Consider the following 16,448-nt stretch of genomic DNA (forward strand, 5'->3'; position numbering starts at 1 on the left):
TTGTCCGAATAACACACCATGCCTTGCTTGCCTTGCTTGCAACCATGCGCACCGACCATCTGGACTGGTCCTTGCCCGCCCAGCGTCGCGGGACCTTACGCGGCATGGATGCCGCGTAAGAGCTTACAAGGACGTACTTGCAGCGTGTGCCGCGGCGCTGGGCGGGCAAGGGCCCTGCAGCCAGGCGGCAGATCAGCCGCCCTGCAGTAGACCGGTGTGAAGTAGTTTCACTAGCCACTCCTATCTTCAATCAGGTAGACGACTCGCGCAGGCAAGCCCGGATGCGCGGCTCAAGACGCGCGACGCGTCTCCAATGCCGCCATCACGATGGGTTTTGCCCAGTCCGGCACCTGCGCCAACGCTTCTAACGTCGTCGGGTAATGCAAGCCGGCGCGATCCAGTTCCAGCACCAGCAGCGGCTTGGTCTGTCCTGCCGCATCGGCGGGCGCGCTGTTGTCGTAGACGTGCAGCACGGCCAGATGCGGCAGCAACGCGATCAGGTTGGCGCGCGAAGCATCGAAGCGCTCGCGGATCTTGTGCTCCGGGATTGCATGGCCGCCGGCTGCAACACGCGCCGCGACGCGCTCCAGGTGCAACTCCACGCTCGACAACCCGCAGAACCACACCGCCACCGCGTGCTGCGCGCAGGCCTCCTGCAGCAAGCGTGGGATGGTCGTGGCGCCCAGCGTGGTTTCGAATGCGTAGTCGCTGCCATCGGCCATTGCCTGGCGCAGCCGCCGCACCCCTTCCTGCCAGGCTTGTGCATTGGCGTCCTCCAGCGTCCAGCCCTGCTCCACCAGTTGCAGGGTGAACGCGTCCGGGTTGAACCAGGTCGCACCATCTTCCTGCAGCAAGCTGCCCAACAGCGAACTCTTGCCGGCGCCGTTGACGCCGGCAAGCACCAGGAGATTGCCCATGGTTTAGAGCGACGGACCCAGCGCGACCTTCCTGCCCCGGCGTGCCGGCTTGCCGATCACCGTCGCCAGGCCTGCGCCAGTGGTCACCGCAGCAAGATGCGCATCGAACTTCACCTGCAATGCCTGCAACGACTGCGCCCGCGTCGAAGCGGTGGCCGCCGCGCTGGCTTCACTCACCAACCGCCGGTATTCCTCCGCATCCACCACCACCGCCTCGGGGTGATTGTGGTTGGTGATGACCACCGCCCCGTGCGAGCGCACCTTGCGCATCAGGCTGGGCCAGCCCTTCACCTTGATGTCGGCGGCGGGAGATTTTTCGAGCTCGGGCAGATCGTGGAGGCGAGACATGAGACGGTCCTGCGGAGAGGCGACAACCGCCACACTACTCCCAACCGCGCATTTTGGGAAATTTGGCCATTTTATGCCATTAGCCCTGTTTGCTGTCGTGCGCTGTAAACACAACGAGGCCCGAAGGCCCCGTTGTCCGCCACACCTGGCCAGGCGCCTGCGCTCAGCCGCGTAACTTGGACAGCAACTCGCGCGTCACCGGATCGGCCACCTCGGCCGACTCGCCTTTCAGCGCCGGCAACAGCTGGCTGGCCAGCTGCTTGCCCAGCTCCACACCGAACTGGTCGAACGCGTTGATGCCCCACATCACCGACTGCACGTAGACGCTGTGCTCGTACATCGAGATCAATGCCCCCAGCGCTTGCGGAGTCAGCGCATCCAGCAGGATCACCGTGCTTGGGCGGCCGCCGGGATAGCTGCGATGCGGGTCGCTGCTGTCCTGGCCGTTGGCCAGCGCCTCGGTCTGCGCCAGCACGTTGGCCATCAGCGCGACGTGGTTGTCCGCGTACGGATCATCGTTGTGCACGGTGCCGATGAAATCGGCCGGCACCACGCTGGTGCCCTGATGCAGCGCCTGGAAGAAGCTGTGCTGCACATCGGTGCCCGCACCGCCCCACCACACCGCCACGGTGTCGCTGTCCACCGCCGAGCCATCGAGCTTGACCCGCTTGCCCAGGCTTTCCATCACCAGCTGCTGCAGGTAGGCAGGCAGCAGTGCCAGACGCTGGTCGTAGGTCATCACCGCATGGGTGGCGCTGCCGAGCAGGTTGCGGTTCCACACCGCCGTCAGGCCATGCAGCACGGCAACGTTTTCTTCCAGCGGCGTGTTGAGCGCATGCGCGTCGAACTGCGCGGCGCCTTCGAGCAATTGTTCGAAACCTTCGAAGCCGATCGCCAGCGCAATCGGGAAACCGACCGCCGACCACAGCGAATAACGCCCCCCGACCCAGTCCCACATCGGCAGCACGCGGCCCGGTGCGATGTCGAAGGCCTTGGCGGCGCGCTCGGGATTGGCGCTCACCGCATACAGCCGCTCGCTGCCACCGAGCCAGGCATGCAGGATGCCGCCGTTGAGCAGCGTTTCCTGGGTGCCGAAGGTCTTGGAAATCAGGATGCCGGCGGTGCGCGCCGGATCCAGCGTGGCCAACGTGCGTTGCATGGCGGCGCCATCGACATTGGACACGAAATGCACGCGGAACCGCGCACCCGACGGCGCACGCAAGGCATCGGCCACCAGACGCGGGCCCAGGTCCGAGCCACCGATGCCGACACTGACGATATCGGTGACATCGGTGGCTTCCAGCTGCTCGATCAACGCACCCATGCGCTGGCGCACTTCCGCCGCGGTGGCATAGGCCTCAGAGGCCACCGGCGCGTCGGTCAAGTCACCGCGTAATGCGGTGTGCAATGCAGCGCGCTGTTCGGTGACATTGACCTGCTCGCCGCGAAACAGGCGCTGGAACGCACCGGCCAGATCGCGCTCGCGCGCAATGGCGAACAGTGCATTGAGCGCGGCGCGGTCGTACTTCTGCCGCGCAAAGTTGAAATACAACGGACCGACCTGCCTGGCGTACTGCGTCGGCCGTTGCGGCTCGGCGGCAAGCAATGCCGGGATGGCAGCGCCGCGCAGGCGCTGGGCGTGGGCGTGGAGCGCGTCGAATCCGTTGGTGTGTGTCATGCGGCCTGCGTGGGGATGCTGTGGTTGGTATGGGAGATCGCGTTGTGCGCGTCCACATATACCAGATTGGGTTGAAAGGTCTTGGCTTCGTCTTCGCTCATGTTCGCAAATGCGGCCACGATGATCAGATCGCCCACCTGCACGTGACGCGCGGCGCCGCCATTGAGCGAGATGATGCCGCTGCCTGCATCGGCACGGATGGCGTAGGTGCTGAAACGCGCACCGTTGGTGACGTCCCAGATATGCACCTGCTCGAATTCGCGGATGCCGGTGGCTTCCAGCAGCAGGCCGTCGATGGCGATCGAGCCTTCGTAATTGAGCTCGGAATGGGTGACGGTGGCGCGGTGGATCTTGGCTTTCAGCAGGGACAGGTGCATGGACGGGCAACGGCAAAGGAAAGCCGGCATTTTAGCCGAAAGCGCACGCTCCCACCGGCCTGCGCCCCCACCGGTGATGAGGGCTTCAGAGATGAGGGCTTCAGCCCGGCCGTGCGGCGGCCTTCAGAATTCCAGGTTGTCGATCAGGCGCGTCGCGCCCAGGCGTGCGGCGATCAAGGCCACGCGCGCACCGGCATGGCTGTCGCCCGGCTCGCTCAGATCGGGCAGCCGCACCACCGCGTAATCGACCCGGAAACCGGCCTGTTCCAGCGCCTGGGTGGCAGTGGCTTCGACCTGCGCACGCGGCGTGCCGGCGGCGTAGCCGTCGCGCATCTGCAGCAGTACCTGGCGGATCTGGGTCGAACGCGGACGCTCGTCGGCCGACAGATATTGGTTACGCGAGCTCATCGCCAAGCCGTCGGCCTCGCGCACGATGCTGCCGCCCAGGATCTCGATCGGAAACGCCAGGTCGGCCACCATCTGGCGGATCACCGCCAGCTGCTGATAGTCCTTCTTGCCGAAGGCGGCCACGTCCGGCTGCACTTGATTGAACAGCCGCGCCACCACCGTGCACACGCCATCGAAATGCCCCGGCCGGCACACCCCTTCCAGCACGTCGCTGACGCCCGGCGCATGGATCGGCGTGGCCAGCGCGGTACCGAGCGGATACATGGTGTCCACGTCCGGCAACCACAGTGCATCGCAGCCGGCATCTTCCAGACCGCGCAGGTCGGCTTCCGGCGTGCGCGGGTAGCGCGCGAAGTCTTCGTTCGGACCGAACTGGGTCGGGTTGACGAACACGCTCGACACCACACGGTCGGCGTACTGGCGCGCCAGCATCACCAGCGAATAGTGGCCGGCGTGCAGGTTGCCCATGGTCGGCACCAACGCCACGCGCAGGCCTTCGCGCTTCCAGCCGGTGACCAGCGCGCGCAGGGTGGAAAGATCGGTCAGGGTCTGGATCATGCGGCGTACGCGTGGGCTGCATCGGGGAAGCTGCCGTCGCGCACGGCCTGCGCGTAGGCGCGCACTGCGCCCGCCACCGAGCCGCCTTCGGCGAGGAAATCCTTGACGAACTTGGGACGGCGATGGCCGCTGTCCAGGCCCAGCATGTCGTGCATCACCAGCACCTGGCCATCGCAGCCGGGGCCCGCGCCAATGCCGATGGTGGGCACGCTGAGCTCGGCGCTGATCTGTGCGGCGATCGGCGTGGGCACGCATTCCAGCACCACAAGGCTGGCGCCGGCATCGACCACCGCCTGCGCATCGCGACGCAACTGCGCGCCGGCTTCGCCGCGTCCCTGCACCGTGTAGCCGCCGAAACGCAGCACCGATTGCGGGGTCAGCCCCAGGTGCGAGCAGACCGGAATCTCGCGCTCGACCAGATAGCGGATCACCTCGAGCTTGTGCCCGGCACCTTCGAGCTTGACCATCTCCGCGCCGGCCTGCAGCAGCTGCGTGGCGGCATCCAGCGCACGCTCCGGCGTGGCATCGGCCTGGAACGACAAGTCGGCCACCAGCAACGCGCGCTCCAGCACACGCGCCACCGAGGCGGTGTGGTAGACCATGTCGGCGGTGGTCACCGGCAGCGTGGACGCATGTCCCTGCACCACCATGCCCAGCGAATCGCCGACCAGGATCAGGTCCACGCCGTTGGCATCGAAGGTGCGCGCAAAGCCGGCGTCGTAGGCGGTCAACATGACCAGTTTTCGACCCTCGCGCTTGGCCTGCGCCAAGGCGGGCACGGTCCAGGGCTTGCTGTCGGTCTGGCTGCTCATGTAGTCATTACGTGGGGTGATAAGCCGGCCATTATCTACCCAATCGGCTCCAGCCCGCAGACATCGATGGCCTGCAAGGCGTGCCGCACTGTTCCATGGCCCGGAATGATCGCCTCTGGCGCAAGTTCGCTCAGTGGCAGCAGCGCAAAGGCACGCGCCTGCAGATGCGGGTGCGGCACCTGCAGGCGCGGCAGATCGATCACCTGGTCGGCGTACAGCAGCAGATCCAGATCCAACGTGCGCGGGCCCCAGCGCTCGCCGGCCTCACGCTGCCGACCGAAGGCCTGCTCGATGCCGAGCAGAGCCTCCAGCAGTGCCAGCGGTGCCAACGCGGTGCGCAGCTGCGCCACCGCATTGATGAAATCGGGCTGGTCTTCGCGGCCCCAGGCCGGCGTGCGGTACAGGCGCGAGGCCGCAATCAACGTGGACTGCGGCACCTCGCCCAGCGCGGCGATGGCCGCGCGCACGCTGGCCTCGGCCGGGCCCAGGTTGGCGCCCAGGCCGACGAAGGCGGTCTGCACGCCCTATTCGCCTGCGGGCGCGCCGGTGCGACGGCGACGACGGCGACGCTTGCGCGGTGCACCCTCCTCGCCCTCGTGATCGGCCTGCGCGGTTTCGATCGCATCGACCAGTTCCTGGCCGGAGGACTTCTGTGCCTCACGCCAGAACTCCACATCGGCGGCGTGATCGGCCGAGGCGAACTGGCGCAGCACCAGGAAATCGAACGCGGCGCGGAAACGCGGATGCGACAAGGTGCGGAACACGCGCTTGCGCTGACGCGAGGAGAACCGCGTCTGCAGCAGCCAGATTTCCTGCATCGGCAGCGAGAAACGGCGCGGCAGCGCGACCCGTTCGAGCTGGTGCAAGGTGACCCGATCGGCGGCGCGACGCTGCGCGTCTTCCGGCTGCACGCCTTGCGCCTGCAAGCCCATCAAGGTGCGGCAGAATGCCGGCCACAGCAGCAAGGCGAACAGGAACGCCGGCGAGACCGGCTCGTCGTTGGCCACGCGCGCGTCGGTGTTGCGCAGGCCTTCCAGCACCATCGCGCGCAATGCGCCGCTACGGTTGGACTTGAGCGCCGCCGCACTTTCGGGGAACAGCGCGCCGAGCAGGCCGTAACGCTCCAGGCCCTCGAAACTGGCCACACCGTGCCCGGACAGGAACAGCTTGAGAATTTCTTCGAACAAGCGCGCCGGCGCGGCTTCGGACAACAGACCGGCCAGACGCGGGATGGGCTCTGCGCTGCCGGCTTCGATATCGAAGTTCAACTTGGCCGCCAGACGCACCGCGCGCAGCATGCGCACCGGATCTTCCTGGTAGCGCAGCTCCGGGTCGCCGATCAGCTTCATCAGGCGCGCCTGCACGTCTTCGAAGCCGCCGCAGTAATCGCGCACCGAGAAATCCTCGATCGCGTAGTACAGCGCGTTGCAGGTGAAGTCGCGACGGATCGCATCGTCTTCGATGGTGCCGTAGACGTTGTCGCGCACCAACCGGCCGTTATCCAGCTCACGGTCGCCGCTGCCATCGTCGATGTTGGCGCGGAAGGTGGCCACTTCGATGATCTCGCGGCCGAACACCACATGCGCCAGCCGAAAGCGGCGGCCGATCAGGCGACAGTTGCGAAACAGCGTCTTGACTTCTTCCGGCGTGGCGCTGGTGGCCACGTCGAAATCCTTGGGATGGCCGCCAACCAGCAGGTCGCGAACTGCACCGCCAACCAGGTAGGCACCAAAGCCCGATTCGCGAAGGCGGTACAGCACACGCAACGCGTTGGGGCTGATGTCCTTGCGCGAAATGGTGTGCTGATCGCGAGGGATGACGCGCAGCGTGAACGGAGATGGAACTGAGGATTCGATGATGGCGCTTCCGTCTTGTGTTGCAGGATTGCCCAACGGCTTTGGGCGCACTATACTAGCCCGCTGCACAAGACGCACCAAACGCTCCCTTCGTCTAATGGTTAGGACGTGGCCCTCTCAAGGCTAAAACAGGGGTTCGAGTCCCCTAGGGAGCACCACGTGCCTCGCGCTGCAGACCACGCCAAGACCCCGCATTGCGGGGTTTTTGCGTTACGGACGTCTGGCTCTGCGCACGTCTCCTGCAGCGCAGAAAGGCTGCGCGAGCGCTGTGCAGTCAGGGCCTGCGGTCTTCGTCACATGCGCGGCAACTGCGCGGCGATGGCGATAGCGATGGCCGAGATCGCTTGTGCCGACAACGTGCGGCGCTGCGCAGTCGTGACACGACCGCTTCGATCACGCGCGGCCCGACGTGCATTGACGGATGCGCAGCGGCGCGAGGCAGCCCTACCCTCCATTGCGTCCACAGGCACTGCCGCACGATCGACCACCACGCGAATGCCGCGCACGTGCCGCGCAGCGGCGGTGCATGCGGTACGTGTCATCGCCTCGGGGTCCGACCCATCCATTTGATGAGCCGCAGCGCAGCTCCAGCATCCGACGCTGAAAGTCGAGGAGATGATCCCGCCTCAGACGTTTGACCAAGAGCTACTGCATGTCGTTTGATTGCGGGCCGGTGTTCGGCCAGCGGCAGGGCGTCAGATTGAGCGCCTGGGCAGCAGACCCAATCGGCTCAAGGCCATACGCGTGAATGCCATGATGACTCGGAGGTCAGAAGTGAAAACGACGGCTGCCTACATGATCGACGAGAACATCATCCTTCAAGCCATGTCACTCACCGACAGTGGCTTATGGATTGCACATGGCGACGTCCTGTCCATTCGCTCAGACGATCGCTCAGGCCTTGTCAGCGGGATAAAGAAATCGCTTGCACAATCGACCGTCGATATCGCGCACCCGCCTCCGTCGGAGTGGAAGCATCTCCAGCGCCCCCTTCTGCAAGCGGCAGGCGTCAGAACCTGGACCGCGCTGGGGAAGCAGGCAAAAGCGGTGAGCATCGAATATGCGGACGGCAAAGTGGCGTTTATTCCGGCAATCAATTTCCGCGAGCATGGCGGCCACGCGAGCGACGAACAGACGATCCATTGCCGCCTAGACGATGACGACCTGAGCGCCAGATTGATCGAGGCCTTTCAATACGCGAGTTAGGGGGCACGGCCTTCACTCGATGCGGATGCGGCGCAGTGGAATCGACGTCCAGTGCGGCCGCATTGGTGAACCGGCGCAGGAAGCCACAGTGACCCAAAAGCGAAGATGCGCTTGGCTCGATTACTCGGCAAACGGCTGCATGCCAGTGGCCTGGTTACCGGCCTCGGCAACCGCATCGTGGGCGTGCAGGCTTTCGAAATGGCGGACTGCCACATCGAACGACGCATAGCGCTCGGCCAGCACCTTGCGCAGACGGCGCGCGGCATCTTCCACATACATCAGGTTGGCGCCATTCAAGCGAGCGAACGCCTGCTCATCGATCCGCCGCACCGCTGCCTGGACCGGGGTTGCCAGCGCCTGTTCGCACAGGCCGACCAACTCGCGGATATCGAACCGCTGCACGCACGCGATGAGATCAACGCGCACCTGCGCCACGCTGCGCTGGCTATGCGGGGTGGCATATGAGCCGTTGTGCTGCAGCCACTGCGCAACCTCTTCGAGCGGCAAGGCATCGCGCCCGGCGTGTTGCTGCAAGAACGCATCGCTGAGCAACTGACGCGACAACGCCGCCGAACAGGGGCAGGTGGACGCATACAGCACGTCGATCTGCAACCGGATCTCGCTGCGCCCTGCCCTGCATTGCGCATCGATCCGCACCGGATAGGCACGCCAGCCGCTCAATCCTTCGCTGCGCAATGCCGGCATCCGCAGCATCAGTTCGAAGGTCAACGTCAGACGCGCCGCACGGCTGCCGCAATCGGCATGACTGTCGATCAGCGCCTGCAGCAGCTGCGACAGCATCGCCGGCGACAAGGGTTGCTCCAGATGCCGATCCAGCAGGCGATACAACCGCGACATATGGATGCCCTTGAGCTCCGGGCGCGGCAGATCGACCTGCACACTGGCGCGCGCGGACACGGTTCCGCTCGGCTCGGCTTCGTCCAGGCGCACCGGCACGGCAATGTTCTGCATTCCCACCCAGCGCAAAGGCGCACTGAGTGCGGAAGGTTCGGTGACGGCAACATCGGGAAGCGTGGCGGACATCGAATGCTCGTTGAAGAATAATAGTGATGGGCGCGCCTCAGGCGCGACCGGGAAACGCCTGGAAGTAGTCGTCGATACCAGCGTGCAGCGTCTGCGCCAGCTCGTCCTGATGGGTGTCGCCGCAGAGCCTGTTGCAGTCGTCGCGATTGCTCATGAAGCCGGTTTCCACCAACAACGATGGAATATCCGGCGACTTCAGCACGGCAAAGCCGGCCTGCCCCACCTGGCCCTGATGCAGGCGCGTCACCTGTTGCAAACGGCCGAGCATCAACTTGCCGAACTCCACGCTGCTGGCGATGGTGCCGCTCAACGACAGGTCGGCCAGCACCTGCGACAACACCGGATTGCTTGGCACCCGCAAACGGCGCGCGCTGTCGCCCATGTCGTCGGCGGCGTTTTCGCTGTCGGCGATCCAGCGCGCCAATGCCGAGCTGGCGCCGTTCTGCGACAAGGCAAACACCGAGGCACCGCGCGCCTCGCTGTTGGGCGCAGCATCGGCGTGGATGGACACGAACAGATCGGCGTTGCGGCGATGGGCGATCAGCACCCGCTCGTGCAGCGGCACGAAGCGGTCGTCGCTGCGGATCATGGTCGGCCGGTAACGCGGATCGGCGGCCAGACGCTGGTGTAGCCGCCCCGCGACCGCCATGGCCACATGCTTCTCGTAGCGCGCATCGGCACTGACCGCGCCGGGATCCTTGCCGCCGTGGCCGGCGTCGATGGCGACCACATAGGGATGCAGGCGCGAGCGCGTAGGCACGACTGCGGCGACGGCGGGATCGGTCGCATCGGCAGTGGACAACGGCGCTGTGCCGGAGGTACCAGCCAGATCCAGCACCAGCGCACTGCCCTCCCAGCGCACCGAGGCGGTCAGCGGCTGCGACAGATCGAGCACCACACGCAGCCCATCGTCATGCGGGCCGCTACGGATGGCGACGACGGCGGGATCACCGGGCAATGGATCGATACGCGGTGGTTGCGTCGAAATGCCGGACAGATCGATGACCAGGCGCGCTGGATCGGACAGGTTGAAGCTGCGGTAGGCGGCCTGCGCACTCAATTCGAGTCGAAGTCGCAACTCCCCATCCTGGCGCTGCAGACTGCAGCTGCGCAGCATCGGCAGCGGCTGCGCATGGACCAAGCTAGGCGACAGCACCAATGCCGCGCCAGCGGTGCGCAATAGCTGCCGCCGCCTCATCGGGCCAATCCCGGAGGATCGATACTGCCGCCGCGCTTCTTCGAACATGGAAGGTTCGGCATGGTGACCAGGCAAACAACACTCAGCGACAAGGGACGCGGCACGACGGGACCAGACGAACGACGAATGAAGTGTTATAAAGTAACACTTATCGCGCAAAAGCAAGCCCGCCGCGCTCCGCCAACGTCCTCACGTTCACTCTTGCCGAAGAGCATCACGATGTCCCCCGTCATCCCCGACAGCTATACCGCCTGGCGCCACTGCATCGAAGTCGACTGCGCCCAGCCACTGACTGCGCCTTTCATTGCGGAGCGCCTGACAAGCCTGCGCGACCAGAACGGCCACCACACCCAGCAGTTCCTGCGCCGCTGGGGTCAAGCGCATCTTCAGCGGGTGATTGGGTGGTTCGATCGAGCGCTCCAGGATTTGGAATCAAAGGGTTAGGTGGCCAGGGCCTGGTCCTCTAAGAAGTAGTCAGGGAGTGGTGCTCGTAGCGGCCTGGGCCATATCTGCAATGGCGGGGCTTACAACATTCAGCGAAACACTATCTCCTGCGTGGAGATCAATAAGGCTTTTTCGGTAAGACAAAGCCTGGGCAATAGGCAGGATTGTCAAATAACTGACATTGCATATTCTTAAGGGCGCACTGCAGCCGACACGAACTGAGAGAAACGTTAAAGGCTAAAGTAGCCCGGTCCGCATATCGAACGCGTGCCCGACAGAGTGGCTGTCAGCAATTTCTGCGCGAACACCAACACCCATCCGCTTTATCGACGTAACGTAGGCGAGCCTGAATTGCAGGCAAAATCGACCCTAGCAGGGGAAGGCGAAACCCATGGAAGTTAAAGCAAATACGTTGAAAGTTATGTGCGTACTGGCCTGCGCCTTGATCGCAGGCCAAGTCTCGGCTCAAACTGGCGGATGCTGCGCAGGCGGTGTAGGCGCCCAAGCAACAACGGGATTGGGGGAACGTAGCCCTGCAGCTGCCAACCTCACCTTAGATCCCGCTTGGTCGATCTACGAGTTCCAACGTGACGGCGTGACATATCTGCAAATCAATGACGTCGCCGGGGGAGTTAGAGCAGTGGTCGCACGCGTTGACAATGCGCTTTGGGTACTGCCAATGGGCAAGGATGCTGATCGCGTCACGGTACCGGCAGCTAATACAATTTGGGCAAATTCGTCGGCAACGTCTGCGACTGAGCTAGGACCTGACGCGAAAATGGTATACCAGACCGCACACTTTACCGTGCATGTCGAGCGGCAAGCCAACGTGGAACGCTGGAAGGTCTCTCCGACGCGGTGACAGCAGATGTCTCGGCCACGAGGAAGGTAAGTACCAACGCATGGCGGCGACGAAACAAGCCGCCATGCGACTTAAGCCGGGCCCGGAATTCATGTTCATCCTCAGGGGATTCACGCCGCACGGAATCCACCAAAGAAGTATCGGCAAAAACTCTCATGACGATCCCCTGCCCCCCCCGACCGCGCCAGACACGCGCATGGATGAAATGCTTATTGGACGCAGGCAGAAGCTCCAATGCGTTGAGTGTGCAGCGATAAACCGCAAGCTGCAGTCCAAGCGACAGCTGCTGACAATCCCCCTGCAATAGACACTCGAGCTTGGTGGAATTCAACCTCTCAAACGCAGCCGAACGCAGCGTTCGAAACAGGCCATGCGTTTCAATCTCTAATGGATATAAAGCCGCAACATATTCATGCAGAAGTTGCGACTCCAGAACGGCCAAGCGTGTTATCTCCATTGCTGCCGCATGGTGACCGCGCTCCCGAAGATCTGCCACGACCGATTTACGCATCCTATTCATCTGGACGTTGATATCGGAGTATTCCACAACCCGATCCCGCAGTGTTCGCTCAGCCGCGAGATAACTAGCCTGAATGGCCTTTTGAGCATCGGCTTTAATTCGCCCGATAGTGTCAAATCGCTTTAACGGCCTGACGAACCGTACGCCAAAGACGAATAAAAAGGTACTGACGATTACATGGAAAATTTGAACTTCAAATAGGCTCGCATTGTAATAACCAATTTCATATGTCTTAGGCAAGGTTATTGCCAAAGCGAAGTTGGCAAGCAGCGTGCCGAGAGCGGTCCCTGTCCAACCGTGACGATGCGTCAAGACAATCGCCGGCCCTATCAGCGCGGCCATCAGCATCTTTCGAAGTAATGGCTCCTGCGTGTAGCCGAGCATATAGAAAAGCACAAGAATGACGACAACCGAAAGCCCAAGGTCTCGGGGCAGGTCTATGCGTGCCGGCTCTCGTTTTCGAGGCGACCACAGCATGGCCGGAAGCAAGAAAATCAATATCCCCAGATAACTCCCCAACCAGTAGCGAACAAGAGATTCCAGGACCTTGGCCGTACTCGGCCCACCGAGGCTGGCATTGAGGGCAATGCTCCACAATGAATTAAAAAATCCAATGGCAATCGCAAATGGAATTAAGAAAGGAGTCTGCTGAAGCAGCTTACGGGCGTAATGGCGTGCCAACCAAATGACGAACGCGATCATGGGGGCATGAAAAAGTGGACTTATGTACGCCCATGTCAAGTCGTATCCCTGACGCTGCGAAAGCGGAACACGCAGCCAAAGCATTGCAGCCGCATCTCCTACCAACAGGAATGGCCACTCACGATAAGGTCTGAATAGCAGGGTTACAACACGCAAGCCGACAGGTAGGTACCACTGGTCGATGGAGCAATACCAAAGCGACAGGAATGCCAGGCAATAGCAAGCGCTAACCAGCGCGCCCCTAAAGATTTCCCTTACTACCACCATACCACCACTCCTTGGTTCCACGATTCGCCCTAGTCTGGAGGGAAACTGCTTGTCGGAGTATAGCGGTGGCGCACAATTTGCAAAAAGAGCCCATGTGCTTCCAGGCGGTTATCGTCATTGAAGACATGCATTGCACTTTGCTGGTGCGTTGGGCCACGCGCGAATCAGGCCGCTCGACACAGCGCAGGGCAGAGCTGCTGGCAGTCGCGAGGAGGCGCACGCACCCAATCCACCTCCACGATGACAGCCAACTCGATTGAGGCGCTTGCAGGCATGCGAGACATCGGCGAGATCCCTGGCGAGATCATCAACGAACAAGGCCGCGCATTGCGCGGCCTTGTTCGTTTTCCATGCCTATATAGGCATAACAGACAGAATCAGCCCTCCATCTGCTCCAGCTCCTTGCCCTTGGTTTCGTAGACGTACTTGAGCACGAAGAACACCGAAATGAAGGCGGCGACGGTATAGATGCCGTAGGCGCCGGCCAGGCCGATGCTGCCGAGCAGGATCGGGAAGCTGACGGTGATGGCGAAGTTGGAGGTCCACTGCGCTGCGCCGGCGATCGCCAGGCCCGAGCCGCGGATCTGGTTGGGGAACATCTCGCCCAGCATCACCCACATCACCGGGCCCCACGAGGCGTTGAAGAACACCACGTAGACGTTGGCGGCGACCAGCGCCAGCATGCCCATGGCGTCGGACATGGCGAGCTTGCCGTTGGGATCCAGCGACGCGGTGGCAAACGCGTAGGTGACCAGGGCCAACGACACCGCCATGCCGGCCGAGCCGATCCACAGCAGCGGCTTGCGGCCGATCTTGTCGACCAGCATCACCGTGACCAGACAGGCGCCGATGCTGAGGCCGCCGGAGAGCACGTTGATCAGCAATGCGTCCTGCTCGGAGAAGCCCACCGCCTGCCACAGCACCGCACCGTAATAGAACACCACGTTGATGCCGACCAGTTGCTGGAACACCGCCAGGCCGACGCCGATCCAGACGATCGGACGGACCTTGCCGGTTGCCTTGTTGATGAGGTCGGAGAACTTGGGCTTGTGTTGGTCGGCCGACATGGAAGCGGAAATTTCGGTCAGCTTGGTCTGCGCGGCGGCGTTGCCGTACAGCCGCTTGAGCACCACTAGCGCCTGCTCGCGACGGCCCTTGACAACCAGGTAGCGCGGGCTCTCCGGGATGACCAGCAGCAACAGCAGGAATGCCAGCGACGGAATCGCCTGCATCCAGAACATCCAGCGCCATGCGGCCTGCCCGGCCCATAACGGCTCGGTGGAGGCACCGGCGGCGTTGGCCAGCAGGTAGTTGCTCAGGAACGCGCAGAACAGCCCGCTGATGATGGCGATCTGCTGCATCGTGGCAAGCCGGCCGCGATAGCGCGCAGAGGCGACCTCGGCGATGTACGCCGGCGAGATGACGCTGGCCGCGCCGACGGCAAAGCCGCCCATGATGCGCGCGAAGATGAAGAAGCCGGAGCTGTGCGAGGCACCGGCACCGATGGCCGAGAGCAGGAACAGCGCCGCAGAAATGATCAGGACCGCACGGCGGCCCCAGCGGTCGGCCAGACGGCCGGCAAAGAAGGCGCCGATGGCGCAACCCAGCAGCATCGAGGCAACCTCGAATCCGGTCTTGGCGGCATTGGAATGGAAGGTCTGCTTCAGGCCATCGACGGTGCCGTTGATCACGCCGCTATCGAAACCGAACAAAAAACCGCCGATCGTGGCCACGCAACTGATCAGGACGATAAAACGGGTGTTCTCACCGGCATCGGGGGCGCCGTTTACGGAGACACTGGACATGGATTCACCTGGAAGCATGCAAAGGAGCGGCCACGGGGTGGCCGACATCGGCCGGCGACGCGCAGTGCGCCGCCGACCACGGGACATCAACGCGTCAGATACTGATTGATGAGGTTCTCGTAGGCTTCCTGACGGCCGCTGAGTTGCTTGGGCTCGTTACCGGCTGCGTGCTGGGCCACATCCACCAACGTGCTGGTGCCATCGGCGAACGCCGCACCGGCACCGCTGTCGAAGCTGGCGTAGCGCTCCTTGCGCCAGGTTTCCAGCGGCGAGGAGGTCAGCAGCGCATCGGCCACTTCCAGCCCACGTGCGAACGCGTCCATGCCGCCGATATGGGCCAGGAACAGGTCCTGCGGATCGGATGATTCGCGCCGCACCTTGGCATCGAAATTCAGCCCGCCCGGTGCCAGCCCGCCCTGCCGCAGCACCACCAGCATCGCGCCGACGGTATCGTACAGGTCGGTCGGGAACTGGTCGGTGTCCCAGCCGTTCTGCGGGTTGCCACGGTTGGCATCGATGCTGCCGAGCAGGCCGGCATCCGATGCCACCTGCAGGTCGTGCTCGAAGCTATGGCCCGACAGCGTGGCATGGTTGGCTTCGATATTGAGCTTGAAGTCCTGGTCCAGGCCATGCTGGCGCAGGAAGCCGATCACCGTGGCGCTGTCGAAGTCGTACTGGTGCTTCATCGGCTCCATCGGCTTGGGCTCGATCAGGAAATTGCCTTTGAAGCCGATCGCACGGCCGTAGTCGCGCGCCAGGGTCAGGAAGCGCGCCATGTGGTCCTGCTCGCGCTTCATCTGGGTGTTGTGCAAACACGCATAGCCTTCGCGGCCGCCCCAGAACACGTAGTTTTCGCCACCGAGTTCGACGGTGGCATCGATCGCGGCCTTGACCTGCACCGCCGCCCGCGCCACCACGTTGAAGTCCGGGTTGGTCGATGCACCATTCATGTAGCGCGGGTGCGAGAACAGGTTGGCGGTGCCCCACAACAGCTTGACGCCGGTATCGGCCTGGCGCTGCTTGGCGATGCCGACCATGTGCTGCAGGTTGCGCTCGTATTCGCCGATGTCGTCGGCATCGGGCGACAGGTCGATGTCGTGGAAGCAGTAGTACGGCACGCCGAGCTTGGTGAAGAACTCGAATGCGGCATCGGCCTTGGCTTCGGCACGATTGAGTGCGGTATTGCCTACATCCCACGGATACGCACGCGTGCCCGGGCCGAACGGATCGGCGCCGTTGCCGCAGAAGCTGTGCCAATAGGCCACCGCAAAGCGCAGGTGCTCGGCCATGGTCTTGTCGCCGATCTTTTTATGCGCGTCGTAGACCTTGAAGGCCAGCGGGTTGTCCGAGTCGCGGCCTTCGAAGCCGATCTTGCCGATGCCGGGGAAATATTCTTTGGCGCCGATGTAGACGGTGTTGCTCATGGGGCGAGATGTCCTTGGTACT

16 protein-coding genes and 1 tRNA gene are annotated in these 16,448 nt (G+C 63.3%); 4 read left to right on the forward strand and 13 right to left on the reverse strand.

Features of this window, described 5'->3' with window-relative positions; all coding sequences use genetic code 11:
- Positions 1–290: 290 nt before the first annotated feature.
- The 8 genes from GGR62_RS16825 to pcnB form a co-directional block, all read right to left on the reverse strand.
- Positions 291–917, reverse strand: coding sequence for an AAA family ATPase (locus tag GGR62_RS16825; RefSeq protein WP_184408998.1), 627 nt, complete (start codon positions 915–917; stop codon positions 291–293).
- Between the two features lie 3 nt (positions 918–920).
- Positions 921–1,265 (reverse strand): type II toxin-antitoxin system prevent-host-death family antitoxin, encoded by a 345-nt coding sequence (locus GGR62_RS16830; RefSeq protein WP_184408999.1) that lies wholly within the window; start codon positions 1,263–1,265, stop codon positions 921–923.
- Between the two features lie 163 nt (positions 1,266–1,428).
- Positions 1,429–2,943: a glucose-6-phosphate isomerase gene (gene pgi / locus GGR62_RS16835; RefSeq protein ID WP_184409000.1), complete on the reverse strand. Its 1,515-nt coding sequence runs from the start codon at positions 2,941–2,943 to the stop codon at positions 1,429–1,431.
- The gene (panD, locus tag GGR62_RS16840; protein WP_184409001.1) at positions 2,940–3,320 is read right to left on the reverse strand and encodes an aspartate 1-decarboxylase; all 381 of its coding nucleotides are present in this window, start codon (positions 3,318–3,320) and stop codon (positions 2,940–2,942) included. The genes pgi and panD overlap by 4 nt, the downstream gene beginning before the upstream one ends.
- A gap of 123 nt (positions 3,321–3,443) precedes the next feature.
- The gene (panC, locus tag GGR62_RS16845) at positions 3,444–4,286 is read right to left on the reverse strand and encodes a pantoate--beta-alanine ligase (RefSeq protein WP_184409002.1); all 843 of its coding nucleotides are present in this window, start codon (positions 4,284–4,286) and stop codon (positions 3,444–3,446) included.
- A complete protein-coding gene (panB, locus tag GGR62_RS16850) occupies positions 4,283–5,098 on the reverse strand; it encodes a 3-methyl-2-oxobutanoate hydroxymethyltransferase (RefSeq protein WP_184409003.1) in 816 nt (271 codons plus the stop codon). The genes panC and panB overlap by 4 nt, the downstream gene beginning before the upstream one ends.
- 35 nt (positions 5,099–5,133) lie before the next feature.
- Entirely contained in the window at positions 5,134–5,619 is a 486-nt protein-coding gene (gene folK, locus GGR62_RS16855; RefSeq protein WP_184409004.1) for a 2-amino-4-hydroxy-6-hydroxymethyldihydropteridine diphosphokinase, read from the reverse strand.
- A gap of 3 nt (positions 5,620–5,622) precedes the next feature.
- Positions 5,623–6,990, reverse strand: a complete 1,368-nt coding sequence (pcnB, locus tag GGR62_RS16860) for a polynucleotide adenylyltransferase PcnB (protein WP_184409016.1) — start codon at positions 6,988–6,990, stop codon at positions 5,623–5,625.
- A 47-nt stretch (positions 6,991–7,037) separates the two neighbouring features.
- Here pcnB and GGR62_RS16865 point away from each other — a divergent pair.
- Positions 7,038–7,112, forward strand: a tRNA-Glu gene (locus GGR62_RS16865).
- A 667-nt stretch (positions 7,113–7,779) separates the two neighbouring features.
- Positions 7,780–8,160 carry a hypothetical protein gene (locus GGR62_RS16870; RefSeq protein WP_184409017.1) on the forward strand — a complete coding sequence of 127 codons (381 nt, stop codon included), beginning with the start codon at positions 7,780–7,782 and terminating at the stop codon, positions 8,158–8,160.
- A 120-nt stretch (positions 8,161–8,280) separates the two neighbouring features.
- Here GGR62_RS16870 and folE2 read toward each other — a convergent pair whose 3' ends face one another.
- Positions 8,281–9,204 (reverse strand): GTP cyclohydrolase FolE2, encoded by a 924-nt coding sequence (gene folE2, locus GGR62_RS16875; RefSeq protein ID WP_184409005.1) that lies wholly within the window; start codon positions 9,202–9,204, stop codon positions 8,281–8,283.
- 37 nt (positions 9,205–9,241) lie between these two features.
- On the reverse strand, positions 9,242–10,402 hold the full coding sequence (locus GGR62_RS16880) for an N-acetylmuramoyl-L-alanine amidase (protein ID WP_184409006.1): 1,161 nt from the start codon (positions 10,400–10,402) through the stop codon (positions 9,242–9,244).
- Positions 10,403–10,615: 213 nt separating this feature from the next.
- Between GGR62_RS16880 and GGR62_RS16885 the strand changes: the two genes are divergently transcribed.
- Positions 10,616–10,846: a hypothetical protein gene (locus GGR62_RS16885; protein WP_184409018.1), complete on the forward strand. Its 231-nt coding sequence runs from the start codon at positions 10,616–10,618 to the stop codon at positions 10,844–10,846.
- Positions 10,847–11,237: 391 nt separating this feature from the next.
- Complete coding sequence (locus GGR62_RS21315) at positions 11,238–11,708, forward strand: hypothetical protein (RefSeq protein WP_260288192.1); 471 nt, start codon at positions 11,238–11,240, stop codon at positions 11,706–11,708.
- On the opposite strand, the gene GGR62_RS16890 is transcribed toward GGR62_RS21315, so the two are convergent.
- From GGR62_RS16890 to xylA, 3 genes are all read right to left on the reverse strand, one after another.
- Positions 11,647–13,197 (reverse strand): MASE1 domain-containing protein, encoded by a 1,551-nt coding sequence (locus GGR62_RS16890; RefSeq protein ID WP_184409007.1) that lies wholly within the window; start codon positions 13,195–13,197, stop codon positions 11,647–11,649. The genes GGR62_RS21315 and GGR62_RS16890 overlap by 62 nt on opposite strands.
- A 377-nt stretch (positions 13,198–13,574) precedes the next feature.
- On the reverse strand, positions 13,575–15,002 hold the full coding sequence (locus tag GGR62_RS16895; RefSeq protein ID WP_184409008.1) for a sugar porter family MFS transporter: 1,428 nt from the start codon (positions 15,000–15,002) through the stop codon (positions 13,575–13,577).
- An 86-nt stretch (positions 15,003–15,088) separates the two neighbouring features.
- Entirely contained in the window at positions 15,089–16,426 is a 1,338-nt protein-coding gene (gene xylA / locus GGR62_RS16900; RefSeq protein ID WP_184406563.1) for a xylose isomerase, read from the reverse strand.
- Positions 16,427–16,448: the final 22 nt, after the last annotated feature.

Source organism: Xanthomonas sp. 3075 (genome assembly GCF_014197275.1).
GTDB classification, from domain to species: Bacteria; Pseudomonadota; Gammaproteobacteria; order Xanthomonadales; family Xanthomonadaceae; genus Xanthomonas; species Xanthomonas campestris_B.